The sequence below is a fragment of the Albidovulum sediminicola genome (assembly GCF_025751575.1).
Classification (GTDB): Bacteria; Pseudomonadota; Alphaproteobacteria; order Rhodobacterales; family Rhodobacteraceae; genus Albidovulum; species Albidovulum sediminicola.
This window is the reverse complement of the sequence record NZ_JAOWLA010000006.1, coordinates 62,541-85,417: the sequence shown is the minus strand read 5'-3', so window position 1 is coordinate 85,417 and position 22,877 is coordinate 62,541. Positions and strand designations below refer to the sequence as shown.

The window sequence follows — 22,877 nt, the reverse complement described above, 5'->3', positions numbered from 1 at the left end:
GGGAAGCTGCCGCTATGCTGACACGCAAGCAACTGGAACTTTTGAATTTCATCCAGAAGCGCATGGCGCGCGACGGCGTTCCGCCCTCTTTCGACGAAATGAAGGACGCGCTGGACCTGCGCTCCAAGTCCGGCATCCACCGCCTGATCACGGCGCTGGAGGAACGGGGTTTCATCCGCCGCCTCGCCCATCGCGCCCGCGCCCTCGAGATCGTGAAACTGCCCGAAGCGATGGAGAAGCAGACCTTCCAGCCCCGCGTGATCGAGGGCGACCGGCGAGATCCGCCGCCCGGCGCCATGCCGGTCGAGGCCGTTCACGCCCTAGAACTTCCGGTGATGGGCCGGATTGCCGCCGGCGTCCCGATCGAGGCGATCTCGGAAGTGTCGCACCATGTCGCCGTGCCCGGATCGATGTTGTCCGGAAAGGGGGCGCATTACGCGCTTGAGGTGCGCGGCGATTCGATGATCGACGCGGGGATCAACGACGGCGACATCGTCGTGATCCGCGAACAGACGACGGCGGACAACGGCGACATCGTGGTCGCGCTGGTCGATGGGCATGAGGCCACGCTGAAACGGTTTCGCAGACAGGGCGCGATGATCCTGCTTGAGGCCGCGAATGCCGCCTATGAAACCCGCGTGCTGCCTGCCGCAATGGTGAAGGTGCAGGGCCGGCTGGTCGGGCTGATCCGCTGCTACTGACGGTCGCCCCTCGGGAAGGCTCAGTTACCCAAGCGCCAGGCGCGCAGGACCCTGTCGTTCCAGAGGCGTCTACCCGAAATGTCGCGCGCGGCGGTAATTCTGAGGTCCCCGCCTTCCATTGAAATCGCCAGAGCACCGCTGCGCGCCAACGACTGCGCGTCGAAGAGCAGGCAGTCCGGTCGTCCGCCGTGCCAATACCCGTCCAGCACCACGATCGTGTCCGAGCGGCAAAGCTCCCCCGCCCGGCGCATGCCGGTCTTTCCGGTCAGGTGCCAAAGTCTTCGCGGCCCAAAGCCCGCGGCGACCTGGCCGCGCGGACCAGTGAACGCGCCGCGCCCGAAGGCGGTTTCCTGATCCGCGCCGTCGCCATCATCTTCAAGCCAACTCGACGCGACAAAGCCCGCGCCCAAGGGCTTGGAGAGCGCCCGGCCGCCTTCGGTCATCACCCCGACCAGCTTGCCCTCAGCGGCAACCAACAGAGCCGGCCGGTCGGCAGAGGACCAGAGCGCGATGCCCGCCACGACGGCCGCCGCCCCCGCGAGTTGAAGCCCTCGCCGCCGAGTCAGGGCAAGGATCAGCGCGCCGAGGCTCATCAACGGTAGAACCGCGCTCGCGGGCGCCGGCACCGGGATGACCGCACCGTCGAGCGCCGTGATCCATCCCGCCACCGCCAGAATCGCGCGACAACCCGCCTCCATCACCCAGAGCGCCGGGGCCGCAAGCCCCAGCGGCGCGAGGAGCGCGGCCAGCACGCCCGCGGGCATGACCGCAAGCCCCATCAGCGGTACGGCGGCGAGGTTGGCCGCGAAGCCATATTCCGCGATCCGGTTAAAATGCGCCCCCGCAATCGGCGCGGTCGCGAGCCCGGCGGAAAGCGAGGACAGGCAGAGCCCCGCGACCGGCCGAAGCACCGCCGGTAAGCGGGCCGCGACGCCCCCCCAGTGCTCGAAGGCGACGATCAGCGCGACAGTGGCCCCGAAGGACATCTGAAACCCGGGCTCCACCAGGCTTTCGGGGGCCAGCGTCAGGACGAGCAGCGCCGCGATCGCCACCGACCGCAAAGAGATCGCCCGGCGGTCCACCAGCACCGCGCACAGCATCACGGCCGCCATCACGAAGGCGCGGCGCGTGGCCACGTTGGGACCGGCCAGGAAAAGGTAGAAGGCCGCCGCCAGCAGCGCCACCACCGCAGCGACCTTCTTCGTGTTCAGCCGGAGCGCGAGCGGCGGCACAAGCGCCAGGCCGTAGCGGCAAAGCGCAAAGACAAAGCCCGTCAGCAACCCCATGTGAAGCCCGGAGATCGAGATCAGGTGCGACAGGTTCGAGGCGCGCAGGGCCTCGGTCGTCTCCCGCGTGACGCCTGAGCGGTCGCCGGTCATCAGCGCCGCGGCGAAGGCGCCCGCCTGCCCCTCCATCCGTCCCTGCATCGCGCGCGAGAGCGTCATGCGGGCGCGGAAGGCCCAGATGTCGGGGCCCGGCGCGGCCTCGGTCAAGACCTCGACCGGATCACGCGTGTAGCCGACGGCCCCCAGCCCCGAGAACCAGGCAACGCGCTGGAAGTCGAATCCGCCCGGCTCCACCGGGCCGTCGGGCGGCGACAGATGCGCGGTAAGGCGCACGCGCTGACCGGGCTCAGGCAGGATGTTTTCCGCGCCGTGAAGCGCAATGCGCACCCGCTCCGGCGTCCGGGACGGCGCGACGACCTGCAATGTTACCGCATCGAGGGTCAGGCGCAGCTGGTCCGAAAAGGACCGGTCGATGCCGACGATCCGTCCCGTGACGGGGCCGTAATAGCGCTCCGCCAGGACCGGGGCGGCGACAAGATGCGCGTGCGCCATGGCCGCCAGCAGCCCCGCCAGCACCAGCAGAAGCACCAGCGCGGGGACGTGCCAGCGTTCCGGCCCGCGCAGCCGCAAGAGGAACGCCCCCGACAGAACCGCCCCGATGGCCATCGCCGCAGCGCCGCCGGGCTCGACCGGCAGCGCGAAGTAGGCGCCGATACCCAAGGAGAACAGCACCGGCGCCCAGAGCAGAAACCTGCCACGCGCCGCCGCGAGTTCCTCCAGCAGGGCTGCTGCCCCGCCCCCCTGCCACCATCGCACCTTGTTTCCCCGCCGGGGTTTGCCTAATGAACGCGGGTCAGCCTGAACTCGTTTGGTTTCCGAAAGGTTAACGCGCCCATGACCCAGATCGTGACCCGTTTCGCCCCCTCGCCTACGGGCTATCTGCACATCGGCGGCGCGCGCACCGCGCTGTTCAACTGGCTTTTCGCCCGCGGGCGCGGCGGCCGCTTCCTGCTTCGCATTGAGGATACCGACCGCGAGCGCTCCACCCCGCAAGCCACCGAGGCGATCCTGCGGGGCCTGAAATGGCTGGGTCTCGACTGGGACGGCGACGTGGTCAGCCAGTTCGAACGGCGCGCCCGCCATGCCGAGGTCGCCCATGAGATGCTTGCGCGCGGGACCGCTTACAAGTGCTTCGCCACGGCGGACGAGATTGCGGCGTTCCGCGCCGAGCAGGAGGCGAAGGGCGCCTCCTACGCGGTGTTCCAGAGCCCCTGGCGTGACGCGGACCCCGCCACGCACCCCGACGCACCCTTTGCAATCCGTATGAAGGCGCCGCGCGACGGGGAAACCGTGATCCGCGACGAGGTTCAGGGAATCGTAACGGTCAGGAACGAGAATCTGGACGACATGATCGTCCTGCGCTCCGACGGCACGCCGACTTACATGCTGGCCGTGGTGGTGGACGACCACGACATGGGGATCACCCATGTGATCCGGGGGGACGACCACCTGAACAACGCCGCGCGCCAGCAAATGGTCTACGACGCAATGGGTTGGACCGTGCCGGTCTGGGCCCATATTCCGCTGATCCACGGCCCCGACGGCAAGAAGCTGTCGAAGCGCCACGGGGCGGTGGGACTGGAGGAATACCAGGCCATGGGCTACCCGGCGGCCGGGATGCGCAACTACCTCGCGCGGCTGGGCTGGGCCCATGGCGACGCGGAATTCTTCACCGACGAACAGGCGCAGGAGTGGTTCGACCTGTCGGGAATCGGGCGGGCGCCGGCGCGGCTCGACTTCAAGAAACTCGAAAACCTGTGCGGCCAGCACATTGCGGCCACGCCCGATGAGAAGCTTTTGCCTGAAATTGAGGCATTTCTGGAGGCCTCGGGCCAGCCCGCGCTTTCGCAGGTGCAGAAAAATGGCCTTTCGCGCGCGCTTTACTGCTTGCGGGAACGATCGAAGACATTCCCGGAACTCATTGATAAAGCGCATTTTGCCCTGACCTCCCGCCCCCTTGAGATGGAGGAGAAGGCAGCGGCGGCGCTTGATACGGTATCCCATGGTATACTGCATGAATTGACGCCGCAGCTGCAAAATGCTAGCTGGTCGAGAGATGAGCTGGAGGCCGTTGTTGCCGCCGTTGCAGCCGCGCATGGCCTGGGTCTTGGAAAGATCGCAGGCCCGCTGCGCGCCGCTCTGGCCGGGCGGACGGTCACGCCCAGCGTCTTCGACATGATGCTCGTTCTCGGGCGGGAAGAAGTTATTGCCCGCCTGAAGGACGCGACGGCCTGATCCCCGCATCGGGAGGAACGGCCAACAGGGTCACGTTCGCCGGTCCTGAACCGGTGAACCATGAGGAGAGGGACGCAAATGGCCGAGACGAAGAAGACCGCAACCATCAGCATCGAAGGCAACAGCTTTGACTTGCCCGTGCTGACGCCGACCGCCGGCCCGGACGTGATCGACATCCGAAAACTCTACGGCCAGGCCGGCGTGTTCACCTACGACCCCGGCTTCACCTCGACCGCGGCCTGCGACAGCTCGATCACCTATATCGACGGCGATCTGGGGGAGCTGCTCTACCGCGGCTACCCGATCGAACAGCTGGCCGAAAAATCGCACTTCCTCGAAGTTTGCTACCTGCTGCTTTACGGAGAGCTGCCGAACGCCGCCCAGATGGTCGACTTCGAGGGGCGCGTGACCCGGCACACGATGCTGCACGAGCAGATCCAGTACTTCTTCCGCGGGTTCCGCCGCGACGCCCACCCGATGGCGACCATGGTCGGCGTGGTCGGAGCGCTGTCGTCCTTCTATCACGACAGCCTTGACATCGCCGACCCCTGGCAACGCGAGGTTGCCGCGATCCGGATGATCGCCAAGCTGCCGACCATCGCGGCCTGGGCCTACAAGTATTCGATCGGCCAGCCCTTCGTTTACCCGAAGAACTCGCTCTCCTACGCGGGTAATTTCCTCCACATGTGCTTCAACGTCCCCTGTGAGGACTATGTTGTCCGTCCCGAGCTTGAGCGCGCGATGGACCGCATCATGATGCTGCATGCGGATCACGAACAGAACGCCTCCACCTCCACCGTGCGTCTTGCGGGCTCTTCGGGGGCGAACCCCTTTGCCTGCATCGCTGCCGGTATCGCCTGCCTTTGGGGCCCCGCCCACGGCGGCGCCAACCAGGCCTGCCTGGAGATGCTGCGCGAGATCGGCTCGGTCGAGAACATCCCCGAGGCCATCCGCCGCGCCAAGGACAAGTCGGACCCGTTCCGGCTGATGGGCTTCGGGCACCGCGTCTACAAGAACTTCGACCCGCGTGCGAAGGTCATGAAGGAATCGGCGGATGAGGTGCTGGACCTTCTGGGCGTCCATAACAACCCGCTGCTCCAGGTTGCCAAGGAACTGGAGCGCATCGCGCTCGAGGATCCCTACTTCGTCGAGAAGAAGCTCTATCCGAACGTTGACTTCTATTCGGGCATCATCCTGGAGGCGATGGGCTTCCCCACCTCGATGTTCACGCCGATCTTCGCGCTGTCGCGCACCGTCGGCTGGATCTCGCAGTGGAAAGAGATGATCGCCGATCCGCAGCAGAAAATCGGCCGCCCGCGCCAGCTTTATGTCGGGCCGACCCGCCGCGACTACCCGGAGGTCGAGGCGCGCTGAGCGCCCCAGCAATACGACAGCGGGCCGCCCTTCGGGGCGGCCTTTCTTTTTCAGGTCCCTTGCAGAGGGATCGCAGTTGAACCGCCTATCCGTCAGACATCACGGCGCGCGGCGTCGCGCATGACCTTGTAAAGCGACATGACATGCGCGTCCTGATACCCGGCCTTTGCTGCGCGCTCGAAGAACAGGGCGACATGTTCCGGGAACTCGGCATTGATCCCGGCGTCCTCGGCCTGACGGACAAGCAGATCCAGGGAAGCGGACCAGACCTTCAGCGTCGCGCTCGGCGCATCATAATTGCCGTCTCGAATTGTCCCGACATGGTGCTGGATCTGGGCGTCGTCCGGGAACAGCGCCATGAACTGCGATAGATCCACGTCCTGGGACCGGCATAGATTGGCCGCATGGATCATGCCCATGAACTTGCCAAACCGCGTGGAGAGCCAGGCAAGGTCCAGGGTCGAGGCGGCTCTCACATTCTCGCCCAGATACTGTACCCCGTCACCGAGGCAGCCGATCAGATCCCTTGCGCGCGCGTAGGCCTCCTCTTTTCCGCAAATGAGGAGTTGTCCGTCGCTCGTGCCAATGGCCGCCGGTCCGCAAAGTATCGCGCCGTCGAGGTAGGACGCCCCAAGAGACCGGAGCCAGCATTCCGCTTCGTCTGCCTGACTTGGCAGGCAGGTACTCAATTGGATCACGGTTTTCCCATCAAGATGCGGCGCCACCTCGGGAGTATTGAGAAGCGCTTGGACCGAATCCGGCTTATCGACGCACAGAACGACAAAGGGGCTCGCCGCGACGGCCTCGGCGACACTTCCGGTCGCGGTCATGCCCCGGGCGGGAAGCTCCGCGTAGCGGCCCTGCGACCGATTCCAGACCGAAAGATCGAAGCCCGACCTTTCCCATGCACTGGCGAGCGCTGAACCCATGAGCCCGAGACCCAGAACTGAAACACCTGTCATCTCCAATCCCTCCGGTGCTGCGGCGACGGGCCTGCACACGCCTTGGGGGAGCAGAGGCCATACCCCCGCAGATCAGGTCGGGACCCCTGGTCCGATCCACTCTCGGGCCATTCCTGCCGCGCGACAGTCCGTTCGATCAGGAGGTCCTGACGTTTCGGGCAGCCCCATTCACGCGGCCGCATGTTCCTTGCTGATCTTCTCGGCCTCCTTGCCGTAGATCTCCTCGTAGTGATCGAAGGTCGCCTCATGCCAGGCCGTGCCTTGCGTCGAAGAGCCGAGCGCCATCACCAGGTCCTCGGTCGCGGAGGCGGGGATGAGCGCGCGGAAGATGTCCCAGCCCCGGAAACCCGGATCGGCGTCGAAGCCCAGGACCTGCCCCTTCATCGACGAGACGAGCGAAACCATGGCGCCCGAATAGACCGAGGGGACGTGGATATCGACGCGCTCGATCGGTTGCAGCAGCACTGGGCCGGCCTTTTGCAGCGCCTCGCGCACCCCCATCCGTCCTGCGGTGCGGAAGGCGAAGTCGGAACTGTCCACCGCGTGCGACTTGCCGTCGGTCAGCGTCACCGCGACATCGATGACCGGGAAGCCCAAGGGTCCCTTGTCGAGCGCCTCGCGCGCGCCTTCCTCGACCGAGGGGATGTAGTTGCGCGGCACCGCCCCCCCTTTCACCACCTCGCCGAAGCGGAAGCCCTCACCGCGCGTCACCGGTCCGACCGTCAGCGCGACATCGGCGAATTGCCCGGCGCCGCCCGACTGCTTGCGGTGCCGATAGTGTTCGTCGATCTGGGCCGAGATCGTCTCGCAGTAGCGCGGTGCGGGGGCGTCGATCGTGACCTCGATCCCGAAGTCGTCCGAAAGCGCGGCCAGCGTCTGGCGCTGATGCATCGGGCCTTGCAGGCGGATCGCGGCGTGGCCGGTCGCGGCGTCCTGACCGACCGACAGCATCGGGTCGGCCTCTGCCAGCCGCGCCAGCGCCGCCGACAGGCGCACCTCGTCGCGTTCGTTCGCGGGCATCACGATCCGCGTCAGCGCGGGCGGGCACCCCGCCGCCCAGGCGGGCGCCGCATGCGCGGCGGCGGCGGAAAAGAGCTTGCCCGCGTCAAGCTGGTCCGACTTGACCGTCACCGCGACCTCTCCGGCGGCAAGCCGGTCGGCCTGCCCCTTGCCGCCAAGCTCGACAAGGCCGCCGAGGTTGTCGCCGCCCAGTTGGCCCCCCGCCGCGACCCCATCGTCGAGCGCGCGCAGGAAGACACATTTGCCAAGGTGCTTGCGGTTCTGGGCGTGAAAACCCACGGCCAGCGCAGTGCCCTCCCCCAGCCGGGCCTTGAGCGCCGCGACCTGCGGCGCCTCGTGGCGCAGCGCCTTCATCAGCCGCATGACGCCGTTCATGTGGCTTGCCGCGCCGAGGAAGGTGGGGATCAGGACGCTGTCCTGGGTTTCGCGCTTGGCGATGGCGAAAAGCGCGCCGGTCGCGGGCTCATGATCCTCGATCAGTTCCTCCAGAAGCGCGTCGTCGAAATCCGACATGTGTTCCAAAAGCTCGGCGCGCGCCTCATGCTCGCGCTCCGCCTCCGCCTTGGGCATCGAAACGAGGGTGGAGGGCTGGCCCTCCCGGTAGCGCCAGGCGCGTTCGGAGATCAGGTCGATCGCCCCCACGATCTGCCCGCCCTCACGGATCGGGATCTGGCGCAGGACGATCGCGTGATTGGTATAGGCCTGAAGCGCCCCCACGATGTCGCGTACCCGGCCCTTCGGGGCGTCCATCCGGTTGATGAAGATCATGCAGGGCACGCCCGATTCCTCGATCGCGCGGAGCCAGGGGGCGGCCAGGACCGCCTCCTCCGGGTCGGCAGAAACGCAAAGCACCGCCGCGTCGGAGGCCAGAAGCGGCGCGCCCGCCATGCGCGCGAACTCGGGCCCGCCAGCCATGTCGATCGCACACCACTCCTCGCCCATGAAGCCGAAACGGGTCAGCGACAGATGGCCCGCGCTTTCACTTCGCGCGGGCTTGCCGTCGAGATTGGCGAGCTGTTTGACCAGCTCGCTCTTGCCCGAATGCGATGGGCCCAGGACTGTGATGCAACGCATGAATACCTCCCCGTTCGGCACATTGAAGAGGGTGCGGCGGATCGCCGGCCCCTCGTGCCAAGGGGCCATGCGCCCTCTGGTTCAACCTTCGGGCGGGAAAGGGTTCCGGTCAAGCCGGGACATGGGCGTGGTGCGGAAAAGCGCCGCGGCTTATCAGCGCCCCTCGAAACTCGCGGGGCGTTTTTCGAGGAAGGCGATCACCCCCTCCTTGAAGTCGTTGGTCATGCCGCATTCGCCCTGGAGTTTCGCCTCCAGCGACAGCTGGCCGTCAAGGTCGCGGTCCCACGCGGATCGCAGCGCGATCTTCATGTTGCGATAGGCGACGGTCGGCCCGTTGGCCAGATGCCCGGCGCGGGCGCGCCAATGGGCGTCGAACTCGGCATCAGGGACGCATTCCCAGATCATCCCCCAGTCGGAGGCCTGCCGTGCCGGGATGCGGTCGGCGAAAAGCGCCGCCCCCATCGCCTTCGCGAATCCCATCTGACGCGGCAGCCACCAGGTGCCGCCCGCATCCGGCAGCAGGCCGATCCGCGCGAAAGCCTGGCTGAAGAAGGCGCTTTCAGCAGCGATCACCACATCGGCCGCCAGCGCAAGGTTCGCCCCCGCCCCGGCGGCGGCCCCGTTCACCGCCGCGATGACCGGCACCGGGCAGTCGATGATCGCCCGCAGCATGGGTTCGTATTCGTCCCTGAGCGTGCGTTCGAGGTCGATATCGGCGATCTGCGCCCGGTCGCCCAGATCCTGGCCCGCGCAAAAGGCGCGCCCCGCGCCGGTCAGCACCACGCAGCGCGACGAACCGGCGGCGCGGCGCAGCGCGTCGGTCAGTTCCGCCCGCATCTGGGTGTTGAGCGCATTCATCACCTCGGGCCGGGTGAGGGTAATGATGCTCAGCCCCTCGGCCGTTTCGGTTGTGATCGTCTGATAGGCCATGTGCGCCTCCCCTTGCTGGCGGCGCCAGATTAGCGGGCGGGGCGGCAAGGGGAAGGGGAACGGTGCGTCACTCCTTCAGGATTTCCTTAAGGCGCCGGGACTCGTCCTCATCGAGCGGCGTGGGCGCGGCCTCGGTCGCGGCCCCGCGGCGGCGCAGGTAAAGCGCGGCACCCATCAGCGCGATCAGCAACATCACCGGCCCGGCGACCCAGAGGATGATATTGGCCCCCCGCGCCTGGGGTTCGAAAAGCACGAACTCTCCGAAGCGCTGGACGACATAGTCGATCACCTGCGCGTCGGTGTCCCCCGCGACCACTCTTTCGCGCACGACAAGGCGCAGGTCGCGCGCGACCGGGGCATTGGAATCGTCGATGGTCTCGCCCTGGCAGACGGGGCAGCGCAAAACCGCAGAAATCTCGCGTGCCCGCGCCTCAAGCGCGGGATCGGACAGGATTTCGTCCGGCTGGACCGCCAAAACCGGCGTGGCCAGAAGGAAGAACGCCAGCAGTATCCGTTTCATTCGCGCTACTCCGCCGGTTGGGCGGCCGCGACGGCGCCGCGCCGCGCGCCCGCCGCCACGCGGTAGCGGCGGTCCGAAAGGCTCAGAAGCCCGCCCAGCGCCATCAGGATGGACCCCGCCCAGATCCAGTTGGCAAAGGGTTTGACATAGGTCCTGACCGCCCAGCCGCCGTTCTTCTGTTCGTCCCCGATCACGAGGTAGAGGTCCCGGAACACGCCGTTGTCGATGGCGGCTTCGGTCGTGGGCATGTTCGCGACCGGATAGAAGCGTTTCTCGGGGTAGAGCGTCGCGACATGCTTGCCGTGCAGCGCCACCTCCATCGTCGCCATGGTCGTCATGTAGTTCGGCCCCCGCGTCTTTTCGACATCGGCGAGCGTCACGGAGTAATCGCCAAGATCGAACGTCTCCCCGACCTTGGCCACCCGGATATCCTCGATGCTCCAGGCCATCAAAGTGGAAATGCCGATGAAGACGATGCCAAGGCCGGAATGCGCGGCGGCCTTGCCCCAGTCCGCGCGCGGCAGGCGCCGCAGGCGGTTCGGGTTGCGGCCCGCGCGCAGCCAAAGCTCGGTCGCGGAGCCTGCGACCAGCCATGCGCCCAGCGCGATGCCCACCGGGGCCAGCGCGGTCTTGCCGGTCTGCATCGCGAAGGCAAGCGCGCCAAGGGCGAGCGCCAAGGCCAGCGCGCCGCCCAGCGGGCGCAGCACCTTCGCGACGGAGCCGCGCTTCCAGGGCAGGATCGCGCCGACCGGCAACAGGATAGCCAAGATCACCATGAAGGGGGTGAAGGCTTTTTCGAAGAAGGGCGCGCCGACCGACAGTTTGCGGTCAAAGAACATCTCGGCGAAAAGCGGCCAGACGGTGCCGATGAAGACGACGAAGGCCGCGACCGCCAGAAGCACGTTGTTCATTACCAGCGCGGATTCGCGGCTGACCACCCCGAAGACGCCCCGCGCCTCAAGCGCGCTTGCCCGCGCGGCATAAAGCGTAAGCGCCCCGCCGATGAAGATGGCGAGGATGGCAAGTATGAATACCCCCCGCTCCGGATCGTTGGCAAAGGCGTGGACGCTGGTGATCACGCCGGAGCGGACGATGAAGGTCCCGATGAGCGAGAAGCCGAAGGCCAGGATCGCCAGGAGGATGGTCCAGCTTTTCAGCGCCTCGCGCTTTTCCACCACGATCGCGGAATGCAGGAGCGCGGCCGCCAGAAGCCAGGGCATGAAGCTTGCGTTTTCCACCGGATCCCAGAACCAAAACCCGCCCCAGCCCAGTTCGTAATAGGCCCACCACGACCCCAGCGCGATGCCGATGGTCAGGAACATCCAGGCCGCCAGCGTCCAGGGACGGACCCAGCGCGCCCAGGCAGCATCGACCCGCCCCTCGATCAGCGCGGCGACGGCGAAGGAAAATGCCATCGAAAGCCCCACATAGCCGAGGTAGAGGAACGGCGGATGGAAGGCGAGGCCGGGGTCCTGCAGAAGCGGGTTCAGGTCATGCCCGTCGAAGGGCGGCAAGCCCACGCGGTCGAAGGGGTTGGAGGTGAGGATGACGAAGGCGAGAAACGCCACGCCGATCATCGCCTGCACCGAGAGCACCCGCGCCAGAAGCCGGGGAGGCAGCCCGCCGCCAAAGACCGCGGCGGCCGCGCCGAACAATGCCAGGATCAGCACCCAAAGGAGCATTGAGCCCTCGTGGTTCCCCCAGACGCCCGCGACCTTGTAGAGCATGGGCTTGAGCGTGTGGGAGTTCTCCACCACCACCCGGAGCGAAAAGTCCGAGGTGACGAAGGCATGCGTCAGCGCCGCGAAGGCGGCGGCGATCAGGATCACCTGGATCTTCGCGGCCGGAACCGCGACGGCAATCCAGCCGGGCCAGCCCCGCCAGGCGCCGATCAGGGGAACGATGGCCTGCACAAGGGCAACGCCCAGGGCAAGGATGAGGGTGAAATGGCCAAGCTCTGCTATCATGAGGGCGGATCATAGTGCCTTGCCGCGGCAGCGCCAATGGCCTGCGCGCGCATGTCGCGGCGACGTGAGGGTCGCGGGCTTCGAAAATTATCTGATTTTTTCACTCGGGTATTGACGGGGCGCACAGGATCGCGCAACAGGGGCGCAGACTATCCGACAAAAGGACTCAGGAAATGAAGACCCTTATGATGCTGTCGCTGCCGCTTCTGGCGATCGCCCTGCCCGCCGCCGCGCAAGAGGTGAATGTCTATTCGCACCGCCAGCCGGAGCTTGTGCAGCCGCTGTTCGACGCCTTCACCCAGGAAACCGGGATCGAGGTCAATGTGGCCTATGTCGACAAGGGGATGGTGGAGCGCCTGGTGTCCGAAGGCAGCCGCAGCCCCGCCGACCTGGTGATGACGGTGGACATTGCGCGGCTTGCGCAGATCGTCGACGCGGGCGTGACCCAGCCGGTCGAATCCGAGGTTCTTGCGGCGAATATCCCGGCGGAATTCCGCGACCCCGGCAACCAGTGGTTCGGCCTGACCTCTCGCGCCCGGATCGTCTACGCCTCGAAGGAGCGCGTGGCCGATGGCGAGGTTACCACCTATGAGGATCTGGCCGATCCGAAGTGGCAGGGCCGCATCTGCACCCGCCCCGGCACGCATGACTACAACCTTGGCCTGATGGCGGGTGTGATCGCGCACGACGGCGAAGAGGCCGCGAAGGAATGGGCCACCGCCCTGCGCGCCAACCTCGCCCGCAAGCCCGAGGGCAACGACCGCGGCCAGGTCAAGTCGATCTGGGCGGGCGAATGCGACATCTCTCTCGGCAACACCTACTACATGGGCGAAATGCTGGCCGATCCCGAGCAGAAGGAATGGGCCGACAGCGTCCGCATCGTCTACCCGGTCTTCAAGGACGGCGGCACGCATGTGAACGTCTCGGGCGTCGCCATGACCAAGGCCGCGCCGCACCATGACGACGCGCTGAAGCTTATGGAGTACCTGTCCTCGGACGCGGCGCAGAAGATCTATGCCGAGATCAACCACGAGTTCCCGGTCAAGCCCGGCGTCCCAAGCTCCGATCTTGTCGAAAGCTGGGGGCCGTTCACGCCCGACAGCGTGAACCTGATGGACCTTGCGCGGCTGCGCCCCGACGCGCTCCGGATCATGGAAGAAGTGAACTTCGACGGCTGAGCCTCCCTTCCCGGCCATCGACGCGAAGACCCCGGCCCTTCCGGCCGGGGTCTTTTCTTTGCCGCTGGACAAGCCCCCCGGCCCACGCCAAATTCGGCGCTTCGAGTGAGGCAGGACATGGCGCGCAAGATCATCATCGACACCGATCCGGGGCAGGACGACGCGGTCGCGATCCTCTTGGCCCTGGCCTCGCGGGAACTGGATGTCCTGGGGATCACCACGGTCGCGGGCAACGTGCCGCTGGACCTGACCACGCGCAACGCCCGCATCGTCTGCGAGATCGCGGACCGCCCCGGGGTGCGCGTCTTTGCCGGATGCGACCGCCCGCTGACGCGCAAGCTCGTCACCGCCGAATATGTCCATGGCAAGTCCGGCCTGGACGGAATCGCGCTGTTCGAGCCCACGATGCCGCTGCAATCCGCCCACGCCGTCGACTTCCTAATCGAGACGCTGCGGCGCGAGGCGCCGGGCACGGTGACGCTTTGCCCGCTCGGTCCGCTGACCAACATCGCCACCGCCTTCACCCGCGCCCCCGACATCGTGGACCGCGTGGCGGAGATCGTGCTGATGGGCGGGGCCTATTTCGAGGTGGGCAACGTCACCCCGGCCGCCGAGTTCAATATCTACGTGGACCCCGAGGCCGCCGATATCGTCTTCCGCGCCGGCGCGCCGCTGGTCGTGGTGCCGCTTGACGTGACGCACAAGGCGCTGACATCGCGCGCCTGGATCGAACAGCTCAGGGCCATGGGCACACGCGTCGGCAATGCCGTCGCGGGGCTGACGGACTTCTTCGAGCGTTTCGACATGGCGAAATACGGCAGCCAAGGCGCGCCGCTCCACGACGCTTGCGTCATCGGGTACCTGTTGAAGCCCGAGCTATTCACCGGCCGCCACATCAACGTGACGATCGAGACGGCGGGCGAGTTCACCACCGGCATGACCGTCGCCGACTGGTGGCGCGTGACGGGGCGCGAGCCCAACGCGATGTTCCTGGGCGGCATCGACCGCGACGGCTTCTACGCGATCCTGACCGAACGCCTGGCGCGGCTATGACAACTGCGCTGACCCTTGCGGGGCCAGAGGATCTGGAACGCCTCCTGCCGCTGGTCGCCGCCTATCACGCGTTCGAGGGGATCGAGACAAACGACGCCCAGCGCCGCGCGGCGCTTGGCCCGCTGCTGGCGGGCACCGAGTTGGGTGCGGTCTGGCTGATCGGGCCGCGCGCCGCACCCTTGGGCTACATCGCCACCGGGCTTGGCTGGTCGATCGAACTGGGCGGGCCAGATGCCTTCGTGGATGAGCTTTTCGTGCTGCCAGAGGCACGCGAGCGCGGCCTGGGCAAGGCGGCGCTCGCGCATCTGGAAGGCGCCCTGAAGGCGCGGGGAGTGGTTGCCCTGCATCTGGAGGTTGCGCGGGACAACCGCGACGCACAGAGATTTTACGCGCAAGCGGGCTATGAGGCGCGGGACCGCTATTTCCTGATGACCCGCAAGCTCTAGATTAAGACCATGAGCATCGCCCTGCCCTTCGACAATTCCTACGCACGCCTGCCCGACCGCTTCCATGTGCGGCAAGCCCCCGTGCCGGTGGCCGACCCCGCGCTGATCGCGGTCAACGACGCTTTGGCGCGCGATCTTGGCCTCGACCCTGCGGCGTTGCGGACAGAGGCGGCGGTTGCAGCCTTTGCGGGCAACACGCCGCCAGACGGCGCCGAACCGCTGGCCCAGGCCTACGCCGGGCATCAGTTCGGCAACTGGGTGCCGCAGCTCGGCGACGGCCGCGCGATCCTTCTGGGCGAGGTCGTGGCGCCGGACGGGCGGCGGGTCGATATCCAGCTGAAGGGCGCGGGCCAAACGCCGTTTTCGCGCCGGGGCGACGGGCGCGCGGCGATCGGGCCGGTGATCCGCGAATACATCGTTTCGGAAGCGATGGCGGCACTGGCTGTGCCGACCACGCGGGCCTTGGCGGCGGTGACGACGGGTGAGGTGGTCTGGCGCGAAACCGGCCTGCCCGGCGCGGTGCTGACGCGCGTGGCGGCCAGCCATATCCGCGTCGGCACCTTCCAGTATTTCGCCGCGCGCGAGGATGCGGAGGCGCTCGACCTTCTGACGCGCCATGTGATCGCACGCCACTACCCCGGCGCAGAAGATCCGCTTGCGCTGCTCGACGCCGTCACCGAACGCCAGGCGCGCCTGATCGCGCGGTGGATGAGCCTCGGCTTCATCCACGGCGTGATGAACACCGACAACATGGCGGTGTCGGGGGAAACCATCGACTACGGCCCTTGTGCCTTCATGGACGGCTACCACCCGCGCAAGGTATTTTCCTCGATCGACCAGTTCGGGCGTTACGCCTATGGCAATCAGCCAAGGGTGGCGGTCTGGAACCTTGCGCAATTCGCCTCCTGCCTATTACCGCTGATGGGCGCCGAGGGCCCGGCGGTGGAGGCCGCGACCGAAAGCATCAACCGCTTCCCCGCGATCTACGAGGAAGAATGGCTGAGGCTGTTCCGGGCGAAGGTCGGGATCAGCTGGCCTGAAGAGGACGACTACGCTCTGATCGCGGCCCTCCTGGAGGTCATGGCGCAACAAAACGCCGACTTCACCCGGGTCTTCCGCGGCCTTGCGACCGGCATGGCGGCCGCCGAATTCACCGACACCGCCCCCTTTGCCGCGTGGGAGGATCGCTGGCGCGCGCGCATCGCGGAGGAACCGGCGCCAGAGGCGGTCATGCGCAAGGTCAACCCCGCCTATATCCCGCGCAACCACCGGGTGGAGGAGGCGATCCGGGCCGCCACCGAAGGCGATTACGCCCCCTTCCACCGGCTGAACAAGGTGCTCGCGCAGCCCTTCGAGGAACGGGAGGCCGATGCCGCCTTCGCCCTTGCCCCCCTGCCGGAGGAAGAGGTGCGCCGGACCTTCTGCGGCACCTGAGCGCCCTAGCGGCGCTTGCGGAAGAAGCGCCGGTTGGCGGCGACGAACTCCCTTATCGCGGCCGTCAGCCCGCCCAGTTCCTGCCCCTTGAGATAGGCAAGCCCGGCGATGGCCCCGATGCTGGCGCCCGCGGTGTCCACGATCAGGTCCCACATCGTGTCGATCAACCCGGTCTTCTGCATGTTCAGCCCGAAGATCTGGTCCATCGCGAACTCGAAGATCTCCCACATCGTGCCGATCGAAAGGGCGAAGCAGAAGCTGATGAAGGCTACCGCCCAGGCGGGCGCGGCATAGCGGTCGCCCTCAAACAGCATGAAGACGAAAAGGAACCCGGCAAGGCCGAAGCCCACCGCCGAGCCTGCATGCAAGATCACATCCCACCACCAGTAGCGATGGTAGAAATCGAACGCCTCCCCCAGGAAGATGGTGCCGAAGACGAAGAGCACGATCCAGACGAAGAAGCGCACCGGCAGGCGAATGCCGAAGCGGCGCGAGGCGAGGACCGGCAACAGTGAAAGGCCAAAAGTCGCGGCCGAAACGAAGGCCAGCGACCAGCGCCCCTCGATCAGGGCCACGACGAAGGCCACGACCAGCACGGCCCAGATGATCTGGACCACAAGCGGCTGGCGCAGGATGCGGCGGTGCAACATGAAAGAAGGCTAGGTACCCGCGCATCCCGCTTCAAGTCCCCGGCGCGGGCGACTACACCCTTGGACATGAAACTCCGACTTGCCTCTTACAACGTCCACAAATGCGTGGGGCTCGACCGGCGCCGCAAGCCGGGCCGCATCATCGATGTGATCAACGAAACCGGCGCGGACATCATCGCCTTGCAAGAGGTCGACCTGCGCCTTGGCAAACGCCCCGCAGCCCTGCCCCTGTCGCTGGTCGAGGACCAGACCGACTACCACGTCCCCGACTTCGCCCCCGACAGCCCGAGCCTCGGCTGGCACGGTCAGGCGATCCTTTTACGCCACGGGATCGACGTGACGGAGATCCGGCGCATCCTGCTGCCCGGGCTTGAACCGCGCGGCGCGCTGATGGCGGACCTTGTCCGCGATGGCCTACCCTTCCGCGTCGTGGGCGTTCACCTGGGGCTTCTGCGGCGTTACCGGCTGATGCAGATGGCCGCGATCCGCGCGGCGATCTCGACCCGGAAAGCCATGCCGGCGGCAATCCTGGGCGATTTCAACGAGTGGTCCTCCCGCAACGGGGTGGCGCCATTCGCCGAGGCGTTCCGCGTTCACGCGCCGGGCCGGTCCTTTCCGGCGGCGCGTCCGATCGGGCGGCTCGACCGCATCGCGCTTTCCGACGGCTGGCACCTGAAGGACGCGGGCGTCCACGTCTCCGCGCTTGCCCGCGTGGCCTCGGACCATCTGCCGGTCTGGGCGGATGTCACGCTTTCCGCAGACGGTTGATCGGGGCGGTCCCCAGCGCTGCCGGCATCGACGCGACCGGCTGCCGCCCCCAAGACGCATTGAGCCTCAATGCACCATGCGCCGCACGGGAACGTGCCGGAGCCTTCGCCGGGGTCGAAGTCAAGGATGGCATCAGGGGAAATTCCCGCTTTATCCTACGCCACGATCACCTTAAACCGTGCGGCGAAGACCGGGAAGCGGACACATGGCGGAAAGCATCATCGCGCGCTGCGAGGCCAAGGGCCTCCGACTGACGGAACAACGTCGGGTCATCGCGCGCGTGCTCGAATCCTCCGACGATCACCCCGATGTCGAGGAGCTTTATGCCCGCGCCTGTGCGGTGGACCCCAAGATCTCGCTCGCGACGGTCTACCGGACGGTCCGGCTCTTCGAGGAGACGGGGATCGTCGAGAAGCTGGAATTCGGCGACGGCCGCGCCCGTTACGAAGACGCGGAGCGCGAGCACCACGATCACCTGATCGACCTTGAGACCGGCGAGGTGATCGAGTTCTGCGACCCTGAGATCGAGGCGCTTCAGGAAAAGATCGCCGCACGGCTTGGCTACAAGCTCAAGGGCCACCGGATGGAGCTTTTCGGCGTGCCGGCCAAGCGCGGCAAGAGGGACTAGGGCGCAATGTCGAACCTTCGCGGGATCGCGCTCGTCCTTTACTCCATGACTGTCTTCTCGGTCGAGGACGCGCTGATCAAGTCCCTGACAGAGACGCTGCCGATCGGGCAGGTGCTGCTCATGGTCGGCGTATCCGGGATGCTCGTCTTCATGATTGCCGCGGGCGATGGCGGGCGCGCGGCAATGGTCCACGCCGCCACGGTGCCCAGCGTGCTGCTGCGGACCTTCAGCGAGGGGATCGGTGCGGTCAGCTTCGTGACCGCGCTGTCGCTGCTGCCGCTATCGACGGTGGCGGCAGTCTTTCAGGCGACGCCTCTTGCCGTGACGGCGGGTGCGGCACTGTTCATGGGCGAACGTGTGGGCTGGCGGCGCTGGCTGGCGGTGCTGGCGGGCTTCATCGGCGTCCTGATGATCATCCGTCCGGGCGCCGAGGGCTTCCGGGTCGAGGCGCTTCTGGTTGTGGTCACGGTGGTCTTCATCGCGCTGCGCGACCTCGTCACGCGCCGCATCCCGTCGCATGTGCCCTCCATCGCGGTGTCCTGCTACGGGTTCCTCGCGGTCGCGATCGCGGGCGCGGTCTTGATCCTCTTGGGCGATCGCCCGGTCATGCCGGGGGTGGAGGTGCTGTGGAAGATCGTGCTGATGGTGATCTGCTCGACGACCGGATACTACGCCATCGTCGCCGCCATGCGGCTTGCCGAGGCCTCGGCGCTGATGCCCTTCCGCTATGCCCGCCTAGTCCTGTCGCTTGCCATCGGCATGGTGGTCTTTGCCGAGCATCCGGACGCGCTGACGCTGGCGGGCGCGGCGGTGATCGTCGGCGCCGCGTTCTACACCTACCTGCGGGAACGGGCGGTCTCGGTAGCGCTAACGCGCCGCCCGGCCTGATTTCCCTTTCCCTCGCGCCCCCAACCGCGTAAACACCGCGCGTATCAATTCTTTCCGCCGTCAGGGAGCGCCTCATGAGCACGATCATCGACATCCACGCCCGCGAAATCCTCGACAGCCGCGGCAACCCGACCGTCGAGGTCGACGTGACGCTGGAAGACGGCACGATGGGCCGGGCGGCCGTACCCTCGGGCGCCTCGACCGGCGCGCATGAGGCGGTCGAGAAGCGTGACGGCGACAAGTCGCGCTACATGGGCAAAGGTGTGCAGGAGGCGGTCGCCGCCGTCAACGGCGAGATCGCCGAAAACCTTCTGGGCGCCGACGCGACCGAACAGGTCGAGATCGACCGCCTGATGATCGAGCTTGACGGCACGCCGAACAAGGCGCGCCTGGGCGCGAACGCGATCCTCGGCGTCTCCCTCGCGGTCGCTAAGGCCGCGGCCGATTTCACCAGCCAGCCGCTTTACCGCTACGTCGGCGGCACCAATGCCCGCGTCCTGCCGGTGCCGATGATGAACATCATCAACGGCGGTGAACATGCCGACAACCCGATCGACATCCAGGAATTCATGATCATGCCCGTCGCCGCCGCGAACATCCGCGAGGCGGTGCGCATGGGATCGGAAGTCTTCCACACGCTGAAGAAGGAGCTGTCGGCGGCGGGCCTCGCCACCGGCGTCGGCGACGAGGGCGGCTTTGCCCCGAACCTCTCCTCCACCCGCGCGGCGCTCGACTTCATCCTCAAGGCGATCGAGAAGGCGGGCTACAAGCCCGGCGAGGACATCCACCTGGCGCTCGACTGCGCCTCGACCGAATACTTCAAGGACGGGAAATATGTACTTTCGGGCGAGGGCAAGACCCTGTCGCCGGAGGAAAACGTGGCCTACCTCGCGGCGCTGGTTGCCGACTACCCGATCATCTCGATCGAGGACGGCTGCGCCGAGGATGACTGGTCCGGCTGGAAACACCTGACCGACGTGCTGGGCAACAAGTGCCAGCTGGTGGGCGACGACCTCTTCGTCACCAACCCCGTGCGCCTGTCGCAGGGGATCAAGCAGGGCGTGGCGAACTCCATGCTGGTCAAGGTCAACCAGATCGGCACGCTGACCGAAACGCTCCAGGCCGTCGATATGGCCCACCGCGCGCGCTACACCAACGTCATGTCGCACCGCTCGGGCGAGACCGAGGATGCGACGATCGCCGACCTCGCCGTCGCGACGAACTGCGGCCAGATCAAGACCGGCTCGCTCGCGCGGTCCGACCGGCTTGCGAAATACAACCAGCTGATCCGCATCGAGGAAATGCTGGGCGAGACCGCCGAATACGCCGGCCGCTCGATCCTGCGCGGCTGAGGCTTGCGCGAGGGGCGGGGCGGTTCGCGCCGCCCGCCCCTTCTTCCCCGCCCCTTCTTCATTGTCCAAATACCCCCGCCGAAGGCGGTCCCGGCCCCAGGGGCCTAAAGCGCGACCTTGTATTCCTGGATCGTGTTGCCGCCGTCCACCACGACAAGCTGCCCGGTCATGTAGCTCGCCTCTTCCGCGGCAAGGAATAGGACCGCGTGGGCGACCTCCTCGGGCCGGCCGGGCCGGCCGAGCGGCGTGTAGCGCCCCGCGGTGATCTCCGCCGCGCTTGACGATCCGGTCTGGATCCAGCCGGGGCCAACGCAGTTCACCGTCACACCCTTGCCGCCCACGTCGATGGCCAGCGCCCGGGTCATGCCTAGAATGCCCGCCTTGGCGGAGGCATAGATGGCCGAGGTCGGGATGCCGACGACCGGCCCCGTGACCGAGGACATCTGGACGATGCGGCCGTAGCCCCGCGCGGTCATCCCCGGCAGAACCGCTCGGGTCATCCGGAAGACCGAGGTCAGGTTGATATCGAGCCCGAAAGCCCAGTCGGCATCGGGCGTGTCGGCAAGGCTGCGGGATTCCGTGTCGTGCCCCGTCTGGACCATGCCCGCGTTGTTCACGAGGATATCGATCGGCCCCAGCGCGGCTTCCGTCTCGGCGATGAGGCGGTCGACATCCTCCTGCCGTGTCAGGTCGGCCGGCGTGGCAGAGGTGCCCTCCACCCCCAGCTCCGCACGGCGGTCGTGGATGCGCGACGTGGTGGAGCTGATCGCGACCTTCGCGCCCTGTGCCTTCAGAACCTTCGCGCAGGCAAAACCGATCCCGCTTGCGCTGCCCGCGCCAGTCACCAGTGCCACCCTGCCTTCAACGCCCGCCATGACCGCCCCCGTTCCTGCCATTCGCCGCCAGAGTAATCAGGCATCGCGACCGCAGGCAACGGGCTTGCGGATCGATCTGACTGGCGGCATGGTCGCCCCATGACGGCGGACGAGATCATCCGATCGCTGGACCTTCGCCCCCACCCCGAGGGCGGCTGGTACCGCGAAACCTGGGTTGCGCGGGGCGAAGGCCGCCCGGCGGGCACCTGCATCTATTTCCTGCTTCGCGCGGGCGAGCGGAGCCACTGGCACCGCGTGGATGCAGACGAAATCTGGCACTATTACGCGGGATCGCCGCTTATTGTTTCCATATCGGAAACAACTAACGGGCCTTTCGGAAACAATATCCTCGGGATCGACTTACTGTCCGGACAGCGACCGCAGATTATCGTTCCGACCGGGCACTGGCAATCCGCTCGCACGACAGGCGACTGGACGCTGGCGGGCTGCACGGTCTCACCCGGCTTCCACTTCGAAGGGTTCGAACTTGCCCCACCGGGCTTCGACATTCCGTCGCGCTGAGCGCATCCATGAAAGAGCAATTCCAGATGGCTGACCACCGCGACTTCCTGTCCCAACTCGCCGCGGAGGACAAGGCAAGGCTGACGCTGCCGAGCGACCGGGCGGGGCTGATGCATCTGGCGGGCCATTGGGGGCTGATCCTTGGATGCGGCGCGCTGATCGCGGCGCGCGTCCCGCTTTGGCCCCTGCTGCTGCCGGTGCAGGGGGTGCTGATCGCCTTCCTCTTTACGCTGGAACACGAATGCACGCACCGGACGCCCTTTCGGACGCCCGCGATTTCTGACTGGGTCGGGCGGGTTTGCGGGGTGCTGCTGATCCTGCCCTTCGAATGGTTCCGCTACTTCCACCTCGCCCATCACCGCTTCACCAACATCCCCGGCAAGGACCCGGAACTTGAGGGCACGAAGCCCGGGACCTTGTGGCAGTGGGTCTGGCATGTCTCCGGCCTGCCGGTCTGGCGGGCGAACATCGCGCTGACCTTCCGGCTGGCGGCGGGGCGCGAGCGCGCGCCCTATCTTCCCGAGCGCGCCCTGCCCCGCATGGAACGCGAGGCGCGCGTGATGCTGGGGCTTTACACGCTGGCGGCACTCTCGCTTCTGTGGTCGCCGCTGCTGCTTTGGGTCTGGGTGGTGCCCGCCCTGCTCGGCCAGCCGATGCTGAGGCTCTACCTGCTGGCGGAACATGGCGACTGCCCCTTCGTTGCCAACATGTTTGAAAACACCCGCACCACCTTCACCAATGCCGTCGTACGGTTCCTGGCCTGGAACATGCCCTATCATGTCGAACACCACGTCTTTCCGGCCGTGCCGTTCCACCACCTGCCGGAGCTTCACCACCTGATCCGCGCGGAACTGAAGGTCACAGCAAAGGGTTACGCGGCCTTCACCCGCGCCTACCTCGCCCGGCGCCTGCGCTGAATGTATCGGTGACAAAGAGGCGATGGCGGGCGCCTGG

At 66.8% G+C, this 22,877-nt stretch carries 21 protein-coding genes; 13 read left to right on the top strand and 8 right to left on the bottom strand.

Translation table 11 applies throughout. The features are described from left to right. The first annotated feature begins 14 nt into the window (after positions 1-14). Positions 15-701 (top strand): transcriptional repressor LexA, encoded by a 687-nt coding sequence (lexA, locus tag OE647_RS07955; RefSeq protein ID WP_263721186.1) that lies wholly within the window; start codon positions 15-17, stop codon positions 699-701. A gap of 20 nt (positions 702-721) precedes the next feature. Here lexA and OE647_RS07950 read toward each other — a convergent pair whose 3' ends face one another. Further along, on the bottom strand, positions 722-2,803 hold the full coding sequence (locus tag OE647_RS07950) for a ComEC/Rec2 family competence protein (protein WP_263721185.1): 2,082 nt from the start codon (positions 2,801-2,803) through the stop codon (positions 722-724). A gap of 78 nt (positions 2,804-2,881) precedes the next feature. Between OE647_RS07950 and gltX the strand changes: the two genes are divergently transcribed. Together gltX and gltA are read left to right on the top strand one after the other, a co-directional pair. Next, positions 2,882-4,282 (top strand): glutamate--tRNA ligase, encoded by a 1,401-nt coding sequence (gltX, locus tag OE647_RS07945; protein ID WP_263721184.1) that lies wholly within the window; start codon positions 2,882-2,884, stop codon positions 4,280-4,282. Between the two features lie 78 nt (positions 4,283-4,360). Continuing rightward, positions 4,361-5,656, top strand: coding sequence for a citrate synthase (gltA, locus tag OE647_RS07940; protein WP_263721183.1), 1,296 nt, complete (start codon positions 4,361-4,363; stop codon positions 5,654-5,656). A 92-nt stretch (positions 5,657-5,748) separates the two neighbouring features. Here the strand turns inward: gltA and OE647_RS07935 are convergent, their stop codons facing one another. The 5 genes from OE647_RS07935 to OE647_RS07915 all read right to left on the bottom strand — a co-directional run bounded on the left by OE647_RS07935 (position 5,749) and on the right by OE647_RS07915 (position 12,129). After that, positions 5,749-6,618 carry an NAD(P)-dependent oxidoreductase gene (locus OE647_RS07935; RefSeq protein WP_263721182.1) on the bottom strand — a complete coding sequence of 290 codons (870 nt, stop codon included), beginning with the start codon at positions 6,616-6,618 and terminating at the stop codon, positions 5,749-5,751. 168 nt (positions 6,619-6,786) lie between these two features. Further along, positions 6,787-8,712 carry an elongation factor G gene (locus tag OE647_RS07930; RefSeq protein ID WP_263721181.1) on the bottom strand — a complete coding sequence of 642 codons (1,926 nt, stop codon included), beginning with the start codon at positions 8,710-8,712 and terminating at the stop codon, positions 6,787-6,789. 153 nt (positions 8,713-8,865) lie between these two features. Next, positions 8,866-9,642 carry an enoyl-CoA hydratase-related protein gene (locus tag OE647_RS07925; protein WP_263721180.1) on the bottom strand — a complete coding sequence of 259 codons (777 nt, stop codon included), beginning with the start codon at positions 9,640-9,642 and terminating at the stop codon, positions 8,866-8,868. A 67-nt stretch (positions 9,643-9,709) separates the two neighbouring features. Next, entirely contained in the window at positions 9,710-10,162 is a 453-nt protein-coding gene (locus tag OE647_RS07920) for a cytochrome c-type biogenesis protein (protein WP_263721179.1), read from the bottom strand. A 5-nt stretch (positions 10,163-10,167) separates the two neighbouring features. Next, positions 10,168-12,129: a heme lyase CcmF/NrfE family subunit gene (locus OE647_RS07915; RefSeq protein ID WP_263721178.1), complete on the bottom strand. Its 1,962-nt coding sequence runs from the start codon at positions 12,127-12,129 to the stop codon at positions 10,168-10,170. A gap of 173 nt (positions 12,130-12,302) precedes the next feature. Here OE647_RS07915 and OE647_RS07910 point away from each other — a divergent pair, with 173 nt between their 5' ends. From OE647_RS07910 to OE647_RS07895, 4 genes are all read left to right on the top strand, one after another. After that, entirely contained in the window at positions 12,303-13,307 is a 1,005-nt protein-coding gene (locus OE647_RS07910; RefSeq protein WP_263721177.1) for a Fe(3+) ABC transporter substrate-binding protein, read from the top strand. A gap of 117 nt (positions 13,308-13,424) precedes the next feature. Beyond that, entirely contained in the window at positions 13,425-14,360 is a 936-nt protein-coding gene (locus OE647_RS07905) for a nucleoside hydrolase (protein ID WP_263721176.1), read from the top strand. Then, the gene (locus OE647_RS07900) at positions 14,357-14,806 is read left to right on the top strand and encodes a GNAT family N-acetyltransferase (RefSeq protein WP_263721175.1); all 450 of its coding nucleotides are present in this window, start codon (positions 14,357-14,359) and stop codon (positions 14,804-14,806) included. The genes OE647_RS07905 and OE647_RS07900 overlap by 4 nt, the downstream gene beginning before the upstream one ends. Positions 14,807-14,815: 9 nt before the next feature. Further along, positions 14,816-16,240, top strand: a complete 1,425-nt coding sequence (locus tag OE647_RS07895) for a protein adenylyltransferase SelO (RefSeq protein WP_263721174.1) — start codon at positions 14,816-14,818, stop codon at positions 16,238-16,240. A gap of 5 nt (positions 16,241-16,245) precedes the next feature. Here OE647_RS07895 and OE647_RS07890 read toward each other — a convergent pair whose 3' ends face one another. Continuing rightward, positions 16,246-16,890 (bottom strand): hypothetical protein, encoded by a 645-nt coding sequence (locus OE647_RS07890; RefSeq protein ID WP_263721173.1) that lies wholly within the window; start codon positions 16,888-16,890, stop codon positions 16,246-16,248. Between the two features lie 66 nt (positions 16,891-16,956). Between OE647_RS07890 and OE647_RS07885 the strand changes: the two genes are divergently transcribed. The 4 genes from OE647_RS07885 (at position 16,957) to eno (ending at position 20,526) form a co-directional block, all read left to right on the top strand. Further along, positions 16,957-17,658, top strand: a complete 702-nt coding sequence (locus OE647_RS07885) for an endonuclease/exonuclease/phosphatase family protein (RefSeq protein WP_263721172.1) — start codon at positions 16,957-16,959, stop codon at positions 17,656-17,658. 205 nt (positions 17,659-17,863) lie between these two features. After that, positions 17,864-18,286 (top strand): Fur family transcriptional regulator, encoded by a 423-nt coding sequence (locus OE647_RS07880; protein WP_263721171.1) that lies wholly within the window; start codon positions 17,864-17,866, stop codon positions 18,284-18,286. 6 nt (positions 18,287-18,292) lie between these two features. Then, positions 18,293-19,174, top strand: a complete 882-nt coding sequence (locus OE647_RS07875; protein WP_263721170.1) for a DMT family transporter — start codon at positions 18,293-18,295, stop codon at positions 19,172-19,174. A 74-nt stretch (positions 19,175-19,248) separates the two neighbouring features. After that, the gene (eno, locus tag OE647_RS07870) at positions 19,249-20,526 is read left to right on the top strand and encodes a phosphopyruvate hydratase (RefSeq protein WP_263721169.1); all 1,278 of its coding nucleotides are present in this window, start codon (positions 19,249-19,251) and stop codon (positions 20,524-20,526) included. A 104-nt stretch (positions 20,527-20,630) separates the two neighbouring features. On the opposite strand, the gene OE647_RS07865 is transcribed toward eno, so the two are convergent. Continuing rightward, the gene (locus OE647_RS07865; protein WP_263721168.1) at positions 20,631-21,401 is read right to left on the bottom strand and encodes an SDR family NAD(P)-dependent oxidoreductase; all 771 of its coding nucleotides are present in this window, start codon (positions 21,399-21,401) and stop codon (positions 20,631-20,633) included. 99 nt (positions 21,402-21,500) lie between these two features. Here OE647_RS07865 and OE647_RS07860 point away from each other — a divergent pair, with 99 nt between their 5' ends. Together OE647_RS07860 and OE647_RS07855 are read left to right on the top strand one after the other, a co-directional pair. Beyond that, the gene (locus OE647_RS07860; protein ID WP_263721167.1) at positions 21,501-21,923 is read left to right on the top strand and encodes a cupin domain-containing protein; all 423 of its coding nucleotides are present in this window, start codon (positions 21,501-21,503) and stop codon (positions 21,921-21,923) included. Between the two features lie 26 nt (positions 21,924-21,949). Then, positions 21,950-22,840: a fatty acid desaturase gene (locus OE647_RS07855; RefSeq protein ID WP_263721166.1), complete on the top strand. Its 891-nt coding sequence runs from the start codon at positions 21,950-21,952 to the stop codon at positions 22,838-22,840. The last annotated feature ends 37 nt before the right edge of the window (positions 22,841-22,877 follow it).